This window comes from Ruegeria sp. BHSC029 (assembly GCF_059613085.1).
Genome location: NZ_JBXWRU010000002.1, coordinates 289,270 through 308,010, shown reverse-complemented (window position 1 = coordinate 308,010; position 18,741 = coordinate 289,270). Strand labels below are relative to the sequence as shown.

17 protein-coding genes and 1 riboswitch are annotated in these 18,741 nt (G+C 61.5%); of the genes, 12 read left to right on the top strand and 5 right to left on the bottom strand.

Going from position 1 to position 18,741, the window contains the following annotated elements:
* Nucleotides 1–39: 39 nt before the first annotated feature.
* Nucleotides 40–786: an FG-GAP repeat domain-containing protein gene (locus tag AC2FML_RS05155; RefSeq protein ID WP_496782542.1), complete on the bottom strand. Its 747-nt coding sequence runs from the start codon at nt 784–786 to the stop codon at nt 40–42.
* A 32-nt stretch (nt 787–818) separates the two neighbouring features.
* Nucleotides 819–1,142 carry a 2Fe-2S iron-sulfur cluster-binding protein gene (locus tag AC2FML_RS05150; protein ID WP_093962514.1) on the bottom strand — a complete coding sequence of 108 codons (324 nt, stop codon included), beginning with the start codon at nt 1,140–1,142 and terminating at the stop codon, nt 819–821.
* 262 nt (nt 1,143–1,404) lie between these two features.
* On the opposite strand from AC2FML_RS05150, the gene AC2FML_RS05145 reads away from it, so the two are divergent.
* The 3 genes from AC2FML_RS05145 (at nt 1,405) to AC2FML_RS05135 (ending at nt 3,111) form a co-directional block, all read left to right on the top strand.
* Nucleotides 1,405–1,719: a hypothetical protein gene (locus AC2FML_RS05145; protein ID WP_496782262.1), complete on the top strand. Its 315-nt coding sequence runs from the start codon at nt 1,405–1,407 to the stop codon at nt 1,717–1,719.
* 102 nt (nt 1,720–1,821) lie between these two features.
* Nucleotides 1,822–2,259, top strand: a complete 438-nt coding sequence (locus tag AC2FML_RS05140) for an OB-fold nucleic acid binding domain-containing protein (protein WP_170358563.1) — start codon at nt 1,822–1,824, stop codon at nt 2,257–2,259.
* A gap of 39 nt (nt 2,260–2,298) precedes the next feature.
* Nucleotides 2,299–3,111, top strand: a complete 813-nt coding sequence (locus AC2FML_RS05135; RefSeq protein WP_496782261.1) for a class I SAM-dependent methyltransferase — start codon at nt 2,299–2,301, stop codon at nt 3,109–3,111.
* Nucleotides 3,112–3,160: 49 nt separating this feature from the next.
* Here the strand turns inward: AC2FML_RS05135 and AC2FML_RS05130 are convergent, their stop codons facing one another.
* Both AC2FML_RS05130 and AC2FML_RS05125 read right to left on the bottom strand, forming a co-directional pair.
* Nucleotides 3,161–4,228 (bottom strand): Hint domain-containing protein, encoded by a 1,068-nt coding sequence (locus tag AC2FML_RS05130; RefSeq protein WP_496782259.1) that lies wholly within the window; start codon nt 4,226–4,228, stop codon nt 3,161–3,163.
* 129 nt (nt 4,229–4,357) lie between these two features.
* A complete protein-coding gene (locus AC2FML_RS05125) occupies nt 4,358–5,056 on the bottom strand; it encodes a glutathione S-transferase N-terminal domain-containing protein (protein WP_496782257.1) in 699 nt (232 codons plus the stop codon).
* Nucleotides 5,057–5,161: 105 nt separating this feature from the next.
* A riboswitch (SAM riboswitch) is annotated at nt 5,162–5,239 on the top strand.
* Between the two features lie 67 nt (nt 5,240–5,306).
* Here AC2FML_RS05125 and metZ point away from each other — a divergent pair.
* The 5 genes from metZ to AC2FML_RS05100 all read left to right on the top strand — a co-directional run bounded on the left by metZ (nt 5,307) and on the right by AC2FML_RS05100 (nt 11,760).
* Entirely contained in the window at nt 5,307–6,497 is a 1,191-nt protein-coding gene (gene metZ, locus AC2FML_RS05120; RefSeq protein ID WP_170446629.1) for an O-succinylhomoserine sulfhydrylase, read from the top strand.
* A gap of 192 nt (nt 6,498–6,689) precedes the next feature.
* Nucleotides 6,690–7,793, top strand: coding sequence for a GTP cyclohydrolase FolE2 (gene folE2, locus AC2FML_RS05115; protein ID WP_170363134.1), 1,104 nt, complete (start codon nt 6,690–6,692; stop codon nt 7,791–7,793).
* A 277-nt stretch (nt 7,794–8,070) separates the two neighbouring features.
* Nucleotides 8,071–8,679, top strand: coding sequence for a hypothetical protein (locus AC2FML_RS05110; RefSeq protein ID WP_496782256.1), 609 nt, complete (start codon nt 8,071–8,073; stop codon nt 8,677–8,679).
* A 52-nt stretch (nt 8,680–8,731) separates the two neighbouring features.
* On the top strand, nt 8,732–10,180 hold the full coding sequence (locus AC2FML_RS05105) for a TrkH family potassium uptake protein (RefSeq protein ID WP_170443191.1): 1,449 nt from the start codon (nt 8,732–8,734) through the stop codon (nt 10,178–10,180).
* On the top strand, nt 10,180–11,760 hold the full coding sequence (locus AC2FML_RS05100) for a thiamine pyrophosphate-binding protein (RefSeq protein WP_496782254.1): 1,581 nt from the start codon (nt 10,180–10,182) through the stop codon (nt 11,758–11,760). Before AC2FML_RS05105 ends, AC2FML_RS05100 begins: the two co-directional genes overlap by 1 nt.
* Before the next feature lie 55 nt (nt 11,761–11,815).
* On the opposite strand, the gene AC2FML_RS05095 is transcribed toward AC2FML_RS05100, so the two are convergent.
* A complete protein-coding gene (locus AC2FML_RS05095) occupies nt 11,816–13,561 on the bottom strand; it encodes a serine protease (protein ID WP_496782252.1) in 1,746 nt (581 codons plus the stop codon).
* Nucleotides 13,562–13,767: 206 nt separating this feature from the next.
* On the opposite strand from AC2FML_RS05095, the gene AC2FML_RS05090 reads away from it, so the two are divergent.
* Genes AC2FML_RS05090 through glyS form a run of 4 tightly spaced genes read left to right on the top strand, consistent with a single transcriptional unit; the run spans nt 13,768 to nt 18,703 of the window.
* Nucleotides 13,768–14,697, top strand: a complete 930-nt coding sequence (locus tag AC2FML_RS05090) for a glycine--tRNA ligase subunit alpha (protein ID WP_093962505.1) — start codon at nt 13,768–13,770, stop codon at nt 14,695–14,697.
* Nucleotides 14,698–14,728: 31 nt separating this feature from the next.
* Complete coding sequence (locus tag AC2FML_RS05085; protein WP_496782250.1) at nt 14,729–15,253, top strand: DUF6446 family protein; 525 nt, start codon at nt 14,729–14,731, stop codon at nt 15,251–15,253.
* Nucleotides 15,254–15,262: 9 nt separating this feature from the next.
* Complete coding sequence (gene gltS / locus AC2FML_RS05080; RefSeq protein WP_496782248.1) at nt 15,263–16,474, top strand: sodium/glutamate symporter; 1,212 nt, start codon at nt 15,263–15,265, stop codon at nt 16,472–16,474.
* Nucleotides 16,475–16,483: 9 nt separating this feature from the next.
* Entirely contained in the window at nt 16,484–18,703 is a 2,220-nt protein-coding gene (gene glyS, locus AC2FML_RS05075; protein ID WP_496782247.1) for a glycine--tRNA ligase subunit beta, read from the top strand.
* The last annotated feature ends 38 nt before the right edge of the window (nt 18,704–18,741 follow it).

Below are 18,741 nucleotides of genomic sequence, written 5' to 3'. Positions count from 1 at the left end.
GCCGCACCTTGGGATTTCTTGACCAGATGAATCCCCGGATCAGCAGTTCAGCGCGCTCATAAGGGCTTGTCGGTTTTTCAACGGGCCAAGATCCTGGGTTTGCCAGCCGCCATCGTAGCGGACGGCATTGATCCGGCGCCAATCGCCGCTGGCGACGATCAATTCAGGTTTGCCGTCGCAGGAGCGAAGCCCGCCTGAAATGAAATCCTCTCCGATCCGGTGGTTGGTCAGGCCGGGGAGCGCGGCGATTTCCGTCAGTTGGCCGTCGGCAAAGCGCCAGATGCGCAGGATTTTTGCCAAGTGGGGGCGATCGACATAGGCGATTTCGACATGTCCGTCGCCGTCGAGGTCGGCGGCTCCGACCGGGGCAAGCCAACGGAAACGGGTGCCGATATGCGGTGTCGCCGCCATGCGGCCCTGTGGGCCGTAGATGGCAAGGCGCGCGCCCTGTCGTGCGTCACTCTCCACCGCGATGACTTCTGGAAGACCGTCGCCCGTGACGTCGATCACGCGGGGCGCGAGGTCTTCGAACACCAGATGATCGGGCAGCGTAAAGCTGCGGCGCTTGCCATTTGAAAGCGTGAGTTCAATCGAACCCCATTCGATCTGGTCACCCAAGACGCCGTGGGGATAGCGGGTGGTCGGATCCGTGTAGCGGGCGGTCGCTATGGTTTCGGCGGCCAAGGCAGGACCCGCCAGCCACAGGCACACAGCCATCAGCGCGCCGCGTACGTGGCACGGCCAAAAGCGCACCGCCGGACGCGGCGCTTTGAAGCCGCAGCGCATGCCGCCGGACGAGCGGGGCATGCGCCGTCGCATCAGATCTGCTTTTCCGGCATCTGGACGACCAGCCCGTCCAGTTCGTCAGTCACCTTGATCTGGCAGGTCAGACGCGAACGGGCCGGGTCGGGCTCGTAGGCGAAATCCAGCATGTCTTCTTCCATGTCGTCCTTGGCAGGCAGTTTCTCGACCCAATCGGGATGGATGTAGACGTGACAGGTCGAGCAGGCGCAGGCGCCGCCGCAATCGGCCTCGATGCCGGGAATGTTGTTGTCACGGGCGCCTTCCATGACGGTCAGGCCGTTGGCGACCTCGACAGTGTGTTCGGTGCCGCCATGCTCGACATAGGTGATCTTTGCCATTGCTCGCGTCTTCCTTCTGCGGTGTTCAGGTTCCTCATTAGTCAAGGGATTTAGGTCTTTCCAGTGCCATTTGCGACCAATCGGGGCGTGATCGGGCAAACGGTCCGTCATTGTCGCCCAAATTCCACGCGTTCGCGCCGCAACCGAATGGTTTGGCCGGTTTGTTCCATCAAAGGTTGAGGCGCGGGTAACGGTTTCGATTGTTGCGTGCATGGATTTGTGTTCTGGTCGTGTGACCGTGATTTGATAAGGGAGTGAGCAGATGCCGTTGACGGTTCAGGACGCAAAGATTGTGGTTGGGATGAACGAGCGGGGCGATGCCGAGCATGACATTGCCGCGTGGTTTGGCGAAAGCCAGGCGAAAATCGTGGAGGTGATCGACGGGATCAGCCATGGTGCATTGGCAGCAGCGAATGACGATGAGCTTCATCCGGTCGGAGCACCGGGCCCCAAGGCTCTGCGGTTGCGCAGTGAGGTTTTGCGGGCGCTGGATGCGTTGGACGGGGATGACCTGGCCAAGGCCAAGGCGGTTCTGCGGGAAGGTTTGGCCACGTTCAACGCGCATGACGCCAAGTGACCCTTGTCTGCGCTGCGGTCGCGCGTAGCGCATGACCTTTCTGGCTGTGGTTTCGGTCCCCTGCATCTGGACATTCAGGGCATTTGTTCTATTTTTGTTCTTATGCGTATCGCATCGACACCACAGCCCAGTTCGGGCCGCCCATGGCCCAGACCACCGGCTTGCCTTCCAGCCGACCGACTGGACGACCCGCCCGAGGGTGCGCGGGTTGCTGTGGCGGGATTGGTGATCCTGCGGCAGCGGCCTGGTACGGCCAAAGGGGTGATCTTCATCACGCTCGAAGACGAGACCGGCATCGTGAACGTGATTGTCTGGCGCAAGATCTATGAGCGGTTCCGCCGAGCGGTGATCTCGGGGCGGTTGCTGCGGGTAACCGGGCGGATGCAGCGGGCCCATGCGGTGACCCATGTGATCGCGGAAGAGATCGAGGACATATCGGGCATGCTGGACCTGCTGGTGCGGGGTGACGGGGCGGATGCCTACCGGCCCCAGCCGACTGCAGAGCACAATGAGTTCGCCAAAACGCGCAATTTCGGCTAGTCTTTTGCATCATGCGGTTGCCGGGGGGCGGGAGCGCAGATGTCAACAAATTCGGCTGGTTTCGTGGGCAATATTCCAAGTCATTACGACGCGGGGTTGGGCCCGAATATCTTCACTGACTACGCAGACAGACTTGCCGCCCGTTGCGCCGAAGAGCCGGTGGCCAAGGCCATTGAACTGGCCGCGGGTACGGGGATCCTGAGCCGCAAGCTGTGCGATGTGCTGCCGAGCGAGGCCCAAGTTCTGATCTCGGACCTGAACGCGCCCATGCTGGAGGTTGCAAAGGCCAAATTCTCGGCGGCGGACAACGTCGAGTTCGCGGTCGTCAACGCGATGGATCTACCGTTCGAAGACGGCGCGTTCGACCTGATTACCTGCCAGTTCGGGGTCATGTTCTTTCCCGACAAACCCGCTTCGTTCCATGAGGCGGCGCGGGTGCTCAGACCGGGTGGGCGCTATGTTTTCAACGTGTGGAGCCCGATGTCCGAAAACCCGTTCTCGCAAGTCGCGCACGATGTGGGGGCGCATTTCTTTCCGCAGGATCCGCCGGGATTCTACAAGGTACCGTTTCACAATGGTGACCCCGAGGCTGTCCGGGCTGATCTGAGGGCCGCAGGCTGGACGGATATCGAACACGAAACGATCCGGTTGACGAAGACCATCGTCAACCCGGAAGCCTTTGCCCACGCTCTGGTTTTTGGAAACCCGTTGGTCGATGAAATACGAGAGCGCGGCGGCGTGGAACCCGCGGACGTGGCGGCGCGGATGTTCTCTGAATTGAAGCGCGTCTTTGGTCCGCAGGGCATGACGATGCCACTGTCAGCGACCACGTTCGTCTGCCGAAAGACCTGACGGTAGGTCGCGCACACTCCGACCCGGGTCAGAAAAAACCCAATGACGATCAGGCCAACAACGCCTGACCGTTCTTGAGGTGACGCGAAATCAGACCGCGCTGCTTGTGACCCTTTGGGATCAGGGCGGCTGGCAGCGGTTCAAAGCCGGGGTCCTCAAGCTCGGGGAACAGGGCCAATATCTCGGCGCGAGCCGCCTCGGGGATGGATTTCAGCGCTTGGGGACCGGCGAAGAGGCTTTCGCTTGGGGTGTCGTTGGCAAAGATGACCTGATGCGCGTCGAAAAGAAGGTGGAAATAGCAAACGGATTCCGTGGCACAGACCCGGTCAATGCCGTCCAGCGGCAGCAGCGACTTGGCCGAAACCAGCACCTCGTTGGTGTTGAACATGCGCTGCGCGATCTTTGACCGCACCAGAATGCGGTGCTGGGGTGAAACGGTCAGGTCCTGCGTTGGCAACCCTGCGCCGAGCGCGCCGGCGGAAATCCGGATCGGAACCAGTTTCGGGTTGGCGGAGAAGTCGACGCTGTCCAGCTCACGGCGCCCGATCCAGCGGATCGGTTCATAGCTGCCGGCGTAGGTCAGAACCAGATCTCTGACCGACAAGTCTTCTATCCTTGTTGTCCCGTCCTTGGTGGTGATCAGTGTGCCGGCGGTAAAGCATGGGACATTCGAAATCGGCGATGCCTGACCATCACTGCTGCCGGCAACCTCATAGGTCGTACCGGGCGTTGGCAGGACGGGGCCGCTGATGCCGACATTCACGCCATCGATGCGAATGACCCAGAACGTGTCGCCGGAGGTTGTCGTAAAACCGAACTCAAGCTCGACCTGATCGCCGGGCTGAAAGGTCTGTCCGTTGATTGTCACCGCCTGGCTCAATACCTGGTCGTTGTTGGCCGTACTGGGCGACGACCCGTCTCCGGGCGTGTCGATGTAACCGTCCGAAAACAGCTGGCTGGCCGTGCCGTCGTCATCCTGAACGTTGATCACGGTCAGTGCGGCACCGGCATTCAAGGAAAAGGTCGTTCCGACAGGATAGCCGACTGTGTTGTTCGTCGATGCGCCGGTCCATTGGTCGAACCCGTAAATCGGAACCGTGAAATTGAATGTCGCCAAACCTTAACTCCTTGTTACCGCTTGTAGTTACAGAACGGCCAACGCGCAATTCAACTGTCGTCAGGGTCTTGATGCAGAAAGAGGTGCGATTCGCACCTAATTGCCTGAAATTTCAGCATTTGGTGAACGCTACCGTTTGAACAAAACGTTCTGCGCGTCTTTGCTGCGATGATCTCCGCGCAGCTCGGCATGCAGGGCACGTCCCGCCTGAACTCCGGGGCGGGCTCCCACGGTTTCCAGCCACCGGGCAAAGTGGGGCTTGTCCTCCAGCGTCTGCTGCTGACCCTCCCACAGGCTCGCCCAGCCCCAAATCGACATATCGGCGATCGAATAGAAGTCGCCGGCAACATACTCGTTGTCGGCAAGGCGCCGGTCCAGAACGCCGTACAGGCGCGCAACCTCGGTGCGATAGCGGTCCTTGGCATAGGGCAGGTCCTGCGGCGGGTCCAACTGGGGCGCATATTTCAGAAAGTGGTGTGCCTGACCGGCCATCGGTCCGACGCCACCCATCTGCCACATCAGCCATTCCTCGACCGCGATCCGGTCACGCTCGGTCGACCCGTAGAACTGGCCGGTCTTGCGGGCAAGGTACATCAGGATCGCGCCGCTTTCGAAAACCGAGATCGGTGCGCCATCCGGGCCGTCTGAGTCGACGATCGCAGGCATCCGGTTGTTGGGTGAGATTTTCAGAAACTCGGGCGCGAACTGATCGCCTTTGCCGATGTTTATGAGGTGGGTCTGGTAGGGCAGCCCCATCTCTTCAAGGGCAATGGATACTTTCCAGCCATTTGGCGTGGGCCAGAAATACAGGTCGATCGGGTGTGTCATGGGGCCTCCGTGTTGTGGGACGATCATGAGCCATTCGCCGCAAAGGGCAAGTGCGCGGTGGATGTCGCGGCTTGACGCCCGCGCGCCCGAGGCGTATGCGCAATCCAGAAACCACGTGGCGATTTGTTACCGGATTGCGGGCCACGCTAAACAACACCGCTAAAAGGTCAGGATGAAAGACCCCTTTCGCTTGACCGCGTCTGGGGTTTTTTTGATTTGCCCTCGGGTTTCGGGGCCGAAAGGTAAAGACATGAGCGAAAGCTGGAACAAACGCACCCAAGCCGTCCACGGCGGTATCCGTCGCAGCCAGTACAACGAAGTCAGCGAGGCGATTTTCCTGACGCAGGGGTTCGTCTACGACACCGCCGAGCAGGCCGAAGCTCGGTTCATCGAGACTGGCCCGGACGAGTTCATCTATGCCCGCTATGGCAACCCGACGGTTGCGATGTTCGAACAGCGCATCGCTGCGCTTGAGGGGGCCGAGGATGGTTTTGCGACGGCGTCCGGTATGGCGGCCGTGAACGGGGCGCTGACCTCGATGCTGAAGGCGGGCGATCACGTGGTTTCTGCCAAGGCCCTGTTCGGGTCGTGCCTGTACATTCTGGAGAATATCCTGACCCGCTATGGTGTCGAGGTGACCTTTGTCGACGGTACGGACATGGACCAATGGAAGGCCGCGATCCGGCCCGACACCAAGGCCGTGTTCTTCGAATCCATGTCGAACCCCACGCTCGAAGTCATCGACATTCGCGCGGTGGCAGAACTGGCCCATGCGGTGGGGGCCACCGTGATCGTCGACAACGTGTTCTCGACCCCGGTGTTCTCGCAAGCGATCGCGCAGGGTGCGGATGTGGTGGTTTACTCGGCCACCAAGCATATCGACGGGCAGGGACGCGCGCTGGGCGGCGTGATCCTGGGCGCCAAGGAGTTCATTCGCGGAACGGTCGAGCCGTACCTCAAACACACGGGCGGCGCACTCAGCCCGTTCAACGCGTGGATCATGCTCAAGGGGCTGGAAACGTTGGCCCTGCGAGTCAATGCCCAGGCCGAGACGGCGCAGAAACTGGCCGACGCGCTGGAAGGCCATGAGACGCTGGAGCGGATCATGTATCCGGGCCTGAAATCTCATGCTCAGAACGCACTGGTGCAGAGCCAACTGGGGGGCAAGGGCGGTACGGTCCTGTCGCTGGACATCAAGGGGGGTAAGGACGCGGCCTTCCGGTTCCTTAACGCGCTGACGATCCCGGTAATTTCGAACAATCTGGGCGATGCCAAGTCCATCGCAACCCATCCGGCAACGACCACGCACCAGCGGTTGAGCGATGCGCAGAAAGACGAATTGGGCATCACGCCCGGTTTGATCCGCTTTTCTGTCGGACTCGAAGATGCCGACGATCTGCTGGAGGATATCCGGCAGGCATTGTCGGCTGCTGCGGTGTGACGGCGCACACGCGCCGTTGAACACATCGGCAACCGCGCAATGTCGCCCGGGTAAAAGGGCGCAATCCGTTCGGAAATGGCGGTTTTGCGATGGTTTTTTCGATCCGGGCTGCTATCTGACCCGTATTGGGTTACACTGCGGTTTCCGCCGCAGTCAGAGATAGCCTGACGACACACCGAGGATACGCAGCCAATGAACATTCATTCGCGCGACATTGACGAAAAACCAGATCGGAACGAGGCCGCTGAGGCTCTCAAGGTTCTGCGGAAATGGGCAAAGGGCGCCAGCGAGGCCGAGATCAGCCAGCTTGATCCAGCCGTGGCCCGCCTGGTGCCCGGGTTGATTCCGGACAACTACCCTTCGATGTCACGTGAATACCCCGAAGACTTCAAAGTCGACGAAGCCTACAAATCTGCGTTGCCCGATCTCCAGAACGGCCCGTCCAGCCTGATCCGCGGTGCGAAACAGCAGATCCAGCATGTGGGCATCTCGAATTTCCGCCTGCCGATCCGATTTCACAGCAAGAACGGTCCGGACCTGACGCTGGAAACCTCGGTTACGGGCACCGTCAGCCTCGAAGCCGAGAAAAAGGGCATCAACATGTCCCGGATCATGCGGTCCTTCTACAAGCATGCCGAGCGTACGTTCAGTTTCGAGGTGATGGAATCTGCGCTGAGCGATTATCTGACCGACCTCGACAGTTTCGATGCAAGGCTTCAGATGCGCTTCTCCTATCCCGATCGGGTCAAAAGCCTGCGTTCGGGTCTTGAGGGATATCAGTATTACGACATCGCGCTTGAACTGGTCGAACAGGGCGGCGTGCGTCAGAAGATCATGCATCTCGACTATGTCTATTCTTCGACCTGCCCATGCTCGCTGGAACTCAGCGAACACGCCCGGTCGGTGCGCGGACAGCTTGCGACGCCGCATTCGCAGCGTTCCGTGGCGCGCATTTCGGTCGTGGTCGATTGTGACGCCGATTGCCTGTGGTTCGAGGATCTGATCGCCCTGTGCCGCCGCGCCGTCCCCACCGAAACCCAGGTGATGGTCAAGCGCGAAGACGAACAGGCCTTTGCTGAGCTGAACGCCGCCAACCCCATCTTTGTCGAAGACGCCGCGCGTCTGTTCTGTGCCGAGCTGCTGGCCGATCATCACGTCGGTGACTTCCGCGTCATCGCCAGCCATCAGGAAAGTCTGCACAGCCACGATGCGGTGTCGATTCTGACCGAGGGGCCGACATTTGCATCCACCAGCTTGGACCCGCGCCTGTTCACGACGCTGTTCCACGTCGGCTGACCCAAAAAACGCCGCGAAAACCGGCGTATATTGGGCGGTAGGCGCCTTTTTGCCGCAATGCAGCGGAAAATGCTGCATGCGCGCGACTATTTGCATACATTGAAGATGAATGCAGCTGTGGCGCGCCATGTCAGTTGTGGCGCACCACCCCGAAAGGAAGCCGGGACGTGTTACGCCTTGGACTGCAATACACCTTCGTCCGTCCGCGCGATCGGAACGGCAAGGGCTTTTCTACCTCGGAAATCGGGCTGCTTCATTGCTACAGGAGAGACTTGGAATGAATCCCATTGCCCAACAGCTTGAGCTGCAGGCCGCCGCCGTGCGTCTGGCCGGCTATGCCGTGACCAGCCAGATGAAAATGATGCAGGCATTTGCTCAAACCGTGTTCCCGATCCCGGTTGCGTCGGTCACCGAACCAACGAAGCCGGCCGTGAAGTCGGCCAAGAAACCGGTGGCGCGAACCACGGCCAAACCCGCCGCGAAGAAGGCGAAACCTGTGGTCCGGGCCAAGGCCAAGACGGTCGCAAAGCCGGCTCCGAAGCCGAAGGCACCCGCAAAAGCCGCACCGAAACCGGTCACGAAGGCCACAGCCAAGCCCAAAACGCCGCCTGCAACGGCTCAAAAACCGCCGCAGCCCGTCGCAACGGCCACTCCTGCACAGCGCGTCACTCCGGTCGCATCGGAGAAACCCGCAACGGCCGTGACGCCCAAGGCCAAGCCCACCGAGGCAAAACCTGCGGCTTCAACCGAAGAAGCCAAGGCCAAAAAGCCCGTAGCGGTTGCAACAACCAAACCCGCCGAGGCACCGAAACCGGCCACGCGCCGCACGCGTGCGCCGTCCAAGCCACCGGCCATGCCGCCCGTGGCTGAAAAAATGGACGACTGATCACAGATCATCTGCTTGACACTTTCGGGCCGGCGCGCCAACGCTGCCCGTCATGATGGATCTTCGCCCGGTCGGATATGTGATTGGCTTGCTGGTCGCCATACTTGGGGCGACCATGCTGTTGCCGATGCTTGCGGACATCATCGAGGGTCGGGGCGAGTGGAACGTTTTCTTTGAAAGCGGTGTCATCACGATCCTGACCGGCGTGGTTCTGGCCATGAGCTGCTCGAACGGTGTGGGCGAGGGGCTGACCATCCGTCAGACCTTTTTGCTGACCACTGGCGTCTGGGTCGCGCTGCCGCTGTTCGGGGCAATCCCCTTCGTGTTCGGTGAGACCGAGCTGCGATTTGTCGATGCCTATTTCGAAGCCATGTCCGGGCTGACCACCACCGGGTCGACCGTAATTTCCGGGTTGGATGATCTGCCGCGTGGCCTGCTTTTGTGGCGCGGTTTGCTGCAATGGCTGGGCGGGATCGGCATCATTGTCGTGGCCATGGTTTTCCTGCCCGAGCTCAAGGTCGGCGGAATGCAAATCTTCCGCTCGGAAGGGTTTGAAACCATGGGGAAAATCCTTCCTCGCGCGCAAGAGATCGCGGGCCAGATTTCGCTGATCTATGTATTCCTGACCGTAGCCTGCGCCCTGGTTTATGCCGGCTTGGGAATGAACTTTTTCGACGCGGTCGTTCATGCGTTCACAACCATGTCCACCGGAGGGTTCTCGAACTATGACGCCTCGTTCGGTACGTTCTCGGGGCCCGCGGAATACGCCGCGTCCATATTCATGATCCTGGCTGCGCTGCCGTTCGTGCGGTATGTGCAATTCGTCAACGGCCGGACAGGCTCGATCCTGGAAGACAGCCAGATTAGGGCCTTTCTGGCCACGATCGCCGTTCTGGTGGTGATCATGGCTGTCTTTCTTACATCGGTCTTTCCGCACCACTGGGAACAGGCGGTGCGCGAGTCGTTGTTCAATATCACCTCGATCATTTCCGGCACCGGCTACGCCAGTGTCGATTACATGACCTGGGGCAGTTTTCCGATCATGATGTTCTTCATGATCGGTCTGATCGGCGGTTGCGCCGGTTCGACGGCCTGTTCCATCAAGATCTTCCGCTATCAGTTGCTGATTGCTTCCATCAAGGCTCAGATCAGTCGGATCCGGTCGCCGCACGGAGTGTTCGTGCCCAAATATGATGGCCGCGCCATCAGCCGCGATGTCCTGACATCGGTCATGAGCTTTTTCATGTTCTTCGCGCTGTCGCTGGGGGCGCTGTCCTGGGCGCTGGCGCTGACTGGTCTGGATTTCATCACAGCGGTATCCGGTGCAGCGACGGCGCTTGCAAATGTCGGCCCCGGTTTGGGTGATCAGATCGGCCCCGCAGGGAATTTTGCCGGGCTGAACGACACGGCCAAGTGGTTGTTGACCTTCGGAATGCTGACCGGCCGGCTGGAGCTGATGGCCGTGTATGTCCTGTTCACCATTCGGTTCTGGAGAGGCTGATGAAAAGACCATTGGGCGCCCAAATCTCGCACATGCTCAAGGATCGGGGGGTCGAAGTCATTTTCGGCATTCCCGGTGTGCACAATCAGGAAATGTACCGTGGAATCGAAGAAGCGGGCATTACTCATGTGCTGGCGCGGCATGAGCAGGGCGCGGGCTTCATGGCTGACGGTTATGCACGGGCGACGGGCAAGCCCGGCGTGGCCTACGTGATCACCGGTCCTGGCCTGTGCAACGTCATGACGCCGATGGGGCAGGGCTATACCGACTCGGTTCCGATGCTGGTTCTGTCCTCCTGTCTGAGCGAAACGCAGGCACAGCGCGGCCAGTTGCACCAGATGAAAGACCAGCGCGCGGCCGCTGAATGCGTGACCGACTGGTCCTGCCAGGCAAACGACGCGCAATCAGCCTATGGCCTGATCGAACGCGCCTTTGAGGAGTTCGCGCTGAAACGTCCGCGCCCCAAGCATATCCAGGTCCCGATCGCGCAGTTGGAGGCCGAGGCCGACCCCGCTCCTTTTCCGAACCAGGACGCGGTGCGGGTCAAGGCTCTGGCGCTGGACATTGCGCCGGTTCTGTCGCTGCTGAACATCGCACGGCGGCCGCTGTTCATATTGGGTGGTGGGTCGAGGTCTAACCTGTGGCGCCAGATTCTGTCTCAGCTCGGTGCGGCCTGTTTCACCACTTATGCGGGGCGTGGGTTGGTCGGCACCGGCTATACCCTGGATTTCGGCGCGACCTTGCCGCGACCCGGCAGTGCCGAGGTGATTGGGTCGGCCGATCTGGTCATCGCGGTCGGTGCCGAATTGGGTGAGGTCGACCTTTGGCGCGACCGGTTGGGCCACAAGGCGACCTTGGTGCGGGTTGACCTCGACCCCGAGGTGCTGGCCGACCGGCACCGGGCGGCGGTCAAGCTGCAGGCCGACGGCGAAAGTTTTGCCCATTCACTGTGGTCCGCGACCCAAGACTGCAAACCGGCCACCGGCTGGTCGCCGGAAGAGGTGGCCGAAGCCCGAGCGCGCTGGCGCGCCGAGGTCGACGCGGAAAGACCGGGTATCGTGCCGGTTGCCGACGCCTTGCGTGCAGCGATGCCCGCCGACACCATGATCTATTCCGACATGACCCAGTTCGCCTATGTCGCGAAAGAAGTCTGGGACATGGCGCGCCCATACCACTGGCACCACCCGACCGGGTTCGGCACTCTGGGCTATGCACTGCCGGCCGGGATCGGCGGCGCGGTTGCGCGGCGCGGAAAGCCAACTGCCGTGATCGCGGGTGACTACGGGTTCCACTATACGATGCAGGAACTGGGTGCGGCGGTCGAGCTGGGGTTGTCGCTGCCCATGATCCTTTGGGACAACGGCAAGCTGAAAGAGATCGAGGACAGCATGGTCGGCAGCCAGATTGCTCCGAACGCGGTTGTCGCGCGCAACCCTGATTTCTGCAAGCTGGCCGAGGCTTTCGGTGCGCGGTCGGCCGCTCCAAACTCGCTACCTGAAATGCAGGCTGCCGTTCGCGCGGCCTTTGACGCGCCCGTGCCGACCCTTGTGCACGTCACGCCCGATATCTTGAAGGGATGAAAAAAGGCGCCGCAATGTCCTGCGGCGCCTTCAAATTCTGTTCGTGACTATGCGGTCAGCCCCAGCAGTTTACCAGCACGGTCATGCCAGTCGCGCGGCGGTTCAACTCGTCAGGCGAAACCTGGCCGGTTTCCTGCGCGGTCTGAGCCGTTGCCCCGGCCTTTGACAGGATCTCGTGAAGGCGATAGGCCGCGGCAGCCAGGCTGACATCGCGGGGCAGGGTGCGCCCCTCGGTCCGCGCAGGCAGCAGCATTCCGACCACGTTGCCGTGATCATCGAATACCGGGCCGCCGGCGTCTCCGGGTTGTGCGGTCAGGCTCAGGCGGGTCACGCCAGCCTCTCCGTTCAGCCCGCGGATATCGGCGATCTTGCCGTAGGTCAGCGTCGGAGCCCCCAAAGCGCCCTCATATGAGTACCCCGCAACGGCCACCTCGGATTGCAGGCGAGGCTGGGCTTCATTCAAGGCCGCAACGGCCATCGGTGCCAGCGTCTTGTTGGGGCGCAGGACCGCCACGCCCAGTTCGGGATCGCTCCACGCGGTTTGCAGTTCCTGACCGTCCTCAAGGGTGACGCGGGTGCAGTTCTGCACCGCCTCGGCCACGGTCAGGACCAGACCGTCGGGATCGGCAAAAAAGCCCGACCGCGACAACCGTGGTTTTCTGAGTTGGAGACCGGACATCAAGTCGATGCTTTGCTCGGCATTGGCACCAGCCGCAGCATCAAGAACACCATCGGTGGTTTCAAAGCTGGCGATCATTGCCGCCAGAACCCGGGCGCGGCGTGCGTCATCGCCTTCGGGCCAGACAAGGGTTAAGCCTTTGATCTTGCCGTCGCTCAGATTGGCCTGTGTATAGGATACGATCCCGTTGCCACGGCCTTCGATGGTAAACCTGTCGCCACGCAGCTCACGCGGGCCGTTCAGCGGCACGATCTCGAGCGATTGCATCGCCTCGAACAGCGCGCGCAAAGTGGTTTTGCTGCCCTCCTGGCTGATCAAAACGACCCGTGCGTCCAGATCACCGCTGGAATTGAAATGCGCGAACGGCGCCTCGTATCGGTCGAAGGCAACTACCCCAAGCGGCAGGTCGACGGAAATCCCAGCGCGATCATCGACGTGACGGGCCATGCCGACGCTGATCAGCGGGGCATTGTAGTCATCCATCAAAGCCTTGCGCTGTGCCGTCGTCAGGACTCCGGTCGGTTCAAAGCCATTGAATCGCTGCCATTCCGCCATCGACCGACGTGTGCCCTGGCCGAATGCCCCGTCGATGGTCGAACTGTAAAACCCGGCAGCCTGCAATGCGGTTTGCAGGTCTTTTCGTTCCTGTCCGCTCAGCTGCCGCTCGGACTGCAGGGCCTGTGATCTCGTCTCGTCCGAAGGTTGGGGCGTCAGACCGGCCTGTGGCTGCTCTGGCTGCGGCTCGGGCTGAACGGGCGCTGTGATTGCCCCGCGGTTCAGGACATTGGCGCCGATTGGCCAGAACTGCTGCCCCAGGGCGCCTGAAAATGTGATGAAACTGTCTGAGGGGATCTGCCGTTCGGCCCGGTAGACGCGCAGCACCTGCTCGGCGTCGGCCCGCAGATAGGGGCCGATCACTATGGCGTACCAGCCGCTGTTCAGGCGGAACCCGTTCACGTCGGGCAGGGCATTGGCATAGACTTGCGCCCGGTCCTGTGCCTCGCGCAGCGATGGCTGCGCTTCGACCTGAACCCAGACGCCTGCGTCAGCCCCCTGTTGAGCATACGCAGCGCGCATGCCGACTGTAATCAGTAAAAGAATTGCAACAAATACGCGTGTCATTTTCTGCCCGTTTTATGCAGTGTTTTGGCTTTGCCTCAACTTACGCGATTCAGGGGTGAAAACGCTATGCCCACGATACGGGGAATTTCTGGTGTGGCGGCACAGTGACAGCAGGCGGGCATTGGCCCGTTGACGCCCCTTTGCCCCTTGCATAGGAAGGGCAAAACCGACCGGAACCGGGCAAATCCGCGCCCAAAGGGAATGTCATGACCGAACCGTCCAGCGCACCACGTTCATTTCAGGAAATCATCCTGCGGCTTCAGAACTACTGGGCCTCGAAGGGCTGTGCCATCCTGCAGCCATACGACATGGAGGTCGGTGCCGGTACGTTCCACCCTGCAACCACCCTGCGGGCTTTGGGGTCCAAACCCTGGGCTGCGGCCTACGTTCAACCGTCGCGCCGTCCGACCGATGGGCGCTATGGCGAGAACCCCAACCGCTTGCAGCATTACTATCAGTACCAGGTGCTGATCAAACCCAGCCCTCCGGACCTGCAAGAGCTGTATCTGGGCAGCCTTCAGGCCATCGGCATCGACATGGACCTGCACGACATCCGTTTCGTCGAGGATGACTGGGAAAGCCCCACCCTGGGCGCATGGGGCCTGGGCTGGGAGGTCTGGTGCGACGGCATGGAAGTCAGCCAGTTTACCTATTTCCAGCAGGTCGGCGGCCATGACTGCGCGCCGGTCTCGGGCGAGCTGACATATGGTCTGGAACGGCTGGCGATGTATGTTCTGGGCATCGACCACGTAATGGACATGCCCTTCAACGACCCGCAATCGCCCAGCCCGCTGACATATGGCGACATCTTCAAGCAAACCGAAGAGGAATACGCCCGTTGGAACTTTGATGTGGCCAACACCGAGGTTTTGCTGCGCCACTTCGAAGAGGCCGAGGAAGAATGCGCCGCGATCCTGAGCCAGGAAAACGTTGACCCCAAAACGGGCAAGCGGATCATCATGGCGCATCCTGCTTATGACCAGTGCATCAAGGCCAGCCATATCTTCAACCTCCTGGACGCGCGCGGCGTGATTTCGGTGACCGAGCGGCAGGCCTATATCGGGCGGGTGCGCGCGCTGGCCAAGCAATGCGCCGATGCTTTCGTGCAGACCGAGGCCGCGGGTTTCGAGGCCTGATGGCTCGTCGCACCCCACAGGAGGATCGCGCATGACCGGGAAAATGCTGGCAATTCTGTTGGTCGCTTGCGCCGTCATTGCTGGCGTCAGCATGTATTACCTGCAGGTCTACGGCTACTACTACGAGGTCGAACCCTCACCCGGTCAGGATGTTGTTCTGACCGAAACCGCGACCGGCCAACCGGTGCCAATTGCCTACAGCGCGTTTCAGGCGATCGACGCCGACAGCTCTCCGATCCGGCATCGGGCTTGTTTCCAGACAGATCTGAAGCCGGAACAACTGGCCGCCCGCTACATGAGCGCCGAAGAGGCCGAGCCGCTGACGGCCCCGGGTTGGTTCGACTGCTATGATGCGGCTACTCTGGCCGAGGCGTTGGCGAACGGATCCGCCCGCGCGTTCGTAGGGGTCAAGAACATCCACTATGGCGTTGATCGGATCGTGGCGGTAACGCAGGACGGTTCGGGTTTTGCCTGGCATGCCCTGAACAACTGCGGCGAAAAGGCCTATGACGGAACGGTTGTCGGTGAAGAGTGCCCGCCCCGACCGGAAAACTGAGTGGGTGGGATGGGGTTCATCGTTGAAATCCCCGGATTTCTGACGGCAACGCTGGGCTTTGCCGTCTATCTGATGGGCGCCGAGATCAACGCCCGCACAGAGGTTTTGCGCCGATTCAACATTCCCGAACCCGTGACCGGCGGTCTGTTGGCCTCGCTGGTGGTTCTGACGCTGTATCTGCTGTTCGGTATGGAACTGGAGTTCGACCTGACCGCGCGGGATTTCCTGCTGGTGCTGTTCTTTGCCGGGATCGGCCTGAACGCCCGGCTGTCCGATTTGATCGCGGGCGGAAAGCCTCTGGTGCTGCTGCTGATCCTGACGTTGCTGACGATCGTGGCGCAGAACCTGATCGGCGCGGCGGGGGCGGCGGCCTTCGGCTATCCGGCGCAGTCCGGCGTTCTGTTCGGCTCGGCTGCCCTGATCGGCGGCCACGGCACCGCCATCGCCTGGGCGCCCGAGGTGGCGCAGGTGACCGGGCTTGAGGGCGCGACCGAGCTGGGCGTTGCGGTTGCGACCCTGGGCCTGGTCCTGGCCGCGCTGGTCGGTGGCCCCATCGCGCGTCTGTTGATCGAAGGGCGCGACCTGTCGCCAAACCGGCCGGACGAAGAACACACGATCGGCGTGCCCGACGAGCCGTCAGACGCGGCAGCGAAGATCGACCACCTGACGGTGATGCGGGTGCTGCTGTACCTGAACATGGCCATTATCGCGGGCTATGCTCTGTCTGAGGTGATCCTGGCCGCGGGTTTGAAACTGCCGCTGTTCGTGCCCTGCCTGATCATGGGTATCGTGATCGGCAACCTGCGCCCGCTGCTGGCCCCGCGCGCCGCGACGGTGTCGCGCACGCCGTCGCTGGCGCTGATCTCGGAATTCGCGCTGGGCGCATTTCTGGCCATGTCTCTGATGAGCCTGCAACTGTGGACCATCGCCGATCTGGGCCTGTCCATCGTGGTGATCATGACGGCGCAAACGTTGTTTGCGGTGGCCTTCGTGATCTGGGTTCTGTTCCCGGTCATGGGCGCCAACTACCGCGCAGCCGTGCTGGCGGCGGGGTTCGGCGGCTTCGCGCTGGGCGCGACACCGACCGCAATTGCCAATATGACCGCCGTAACCAAGCGATACGGGCCTTCGCCTATTGCCTTTATCGTGCTCCCCCTTGTATCCGCATTCTTCGTGGATATCGCCAATGCCATCGTCATCCAGACGATCGTCAATTTCTAAGGATCGAAAATGCCCGACCTGCTGATCGAACTGTTTTCCGAGGAAATCCCCGCGCGCATGCAGACCCGCGCCGGCGAGGATCTGAAAAAACGGATCACCGACGGTCTGGTCGAGGCCGGTCTGACCTATGCCCATGCCCACGCCCTGACCACGCCGCGCCGCCTGACGCTGGCGGTCGAGGGGCTGCTGGCCGAAAGCCCCACCATCCGCGAGGAGCGCAAGGGCCCCAAGGTCGGCGCGCCGGACAAGGCCATCGAGGGCTTCCTGCGTGGCGCGGGGATCAGCCGCGACCAGCTCGAGGAACGGGACACGCCCAAAGGTGCGGTCTATTTCGCCACCATCGAGAAACCGGGCCGCCCGGCGGCCGGGATCGTGGCCGAGGTTTTGGCCGACACGATCCGCAACTTCCCCTGGCCGAAATCCATGCGCTGGGGCAGCTCCTCCCTGCGCTGGGTGCGCCCTCTGCATTCGATCCTGTGCATCCTCAGCGATGAAGCCGGCGCGCAGGTCGTGCCGATGGAGATCGACGGAATCACCGCCGGTGACACCACCGAGGGCCACCGCTTCATGGCGCCCGGCCGGTTCGCCGTGACCGGGTTCGAGGACTACGCCGCCAAGCTGAAACGCGCCTTTGTCGTGCTGTCGCCCGAGGAACGGGCCGAGCATATCTGGAACGACGCACAGAACATGGCCTTTGCCGCCGGTCTGGAAGTGGTCGAGGACAAGGGCTTGCTGGCCGAGGTGGCCGGGCTGGTCGAATGGCCGGTGGTGCTGATGGGGCAGATCGACGATGAATTCCTCGACCTGCCGCCCGAGGTGCTGCAGACCTCGATGAAAGAGCACCAGAAATTCTTCTCGGTCCGCAATCCCAAGACGGGGCGGATCGAGCGGTTCATCACTGTGGCCAACCGCGAGACCACCGACAATGGCGCGACCATTCTGGCCGGCAACCAGAAGGTGCTGTCGGCGCGTCTGGCCGATGCGAAATTCTTCTGGGAGAATGACCTGCGCGTCGCCAAGGCCGACATCACGCAATGGACCCGCGCGCTTGAGAACGTGACCTTCCACAACAAGCTGGGCACCCAGGCGCAGCGGATCGACCGCATTGCCGCCTTGGCCCGCGAACTGGCCCCGGTGACGGGCGCCGACCCGGATCAAGCCGAGAAGGCCGCGCGGCTGGCCAAGGCCGATCTGAGTTCGGAGATGGTCTATGAATTCCCCGAACTTCAGGGGCTTATGGGGCGGTATTACATTGAGGCGGCTGGAGAAGACGCCGCCGTGGCCGCCGTGGCGCAGGAGCACTACTCGCCGCTGGGCCCGTCGGATGACGTGCCAACCGCGCCGCTCTCGGTGACCGTGGCGCTTGCCGACAAGCTGGACACGCTGACCGGGTTCTGGGCGATTGATGAAAAGCCCACCGGCTCAAAAGACCCGTTTGCTTTGCGTCGCGCTGCTTTGGGTATCTCTCGATTGGTTCTCGAAAACGATCTGCGGCTGTCGTTGGATCGCTTCTTTGACAGCCAACTTATTCGAGCAGAAAGCGCAATCAATGAGGCGTTGCCGGAAGCTAACGTTCTTGATCTGTTGGAAGAAATTGCAGAGCGAGGTGTCTTTGGTGCTGCATTCCAAGCGGTCAAGGACAAAATCGGAGGATTGCCTGCCACGGCCTTTCTTGAACTTGAAAAAAAGGTCCCAGACGCATCTGACGATCTCCTCTCCTTTTTCCACGACCGCCTCAAAGTCTTCCTCCGCGACGAGGGCATTCGCCACGACGTCATCGACGCCTGCATCGCGATGGACGGCAATGACGACCTCAACCTGCTGGTCAAGCGCGCCCGCGCGTTGAATGTGGTGATCGCGACCGAAGATGGCGAAAATCTGGTGCAGGGCTTCAAGCGCGCCAACAACATCCTGACCCAGGCCGAGGAGAAGGACGGGGTCGAATACTCGTTCGGTGCCGATCTGAAATTCGCCGAGACCGACAGCGAAAAGGCCCTGTTCGCCGCGCTGGATCAGGCACAGGCCAAGATTGCACCGGCACTCAAGGCCGAGGATTTCCCGGCGGCGATGGCGGCCATGGCCGCGCTGCGCGGGCCGATCGACGCGTTCTTCGAGGACGTCCAGGTCAATTCCGACAATGCCGTGCTGCGCCGCAACCGCCTGAATCTGCTGAGCCAGATCCGCCAGATCTGCTCCAGCGTCGCGGACCTGACCAAGATCGAAGGCTGACCTAGAGGGCGCGCTCTGGCGCGCCCACAAGGCCCTTG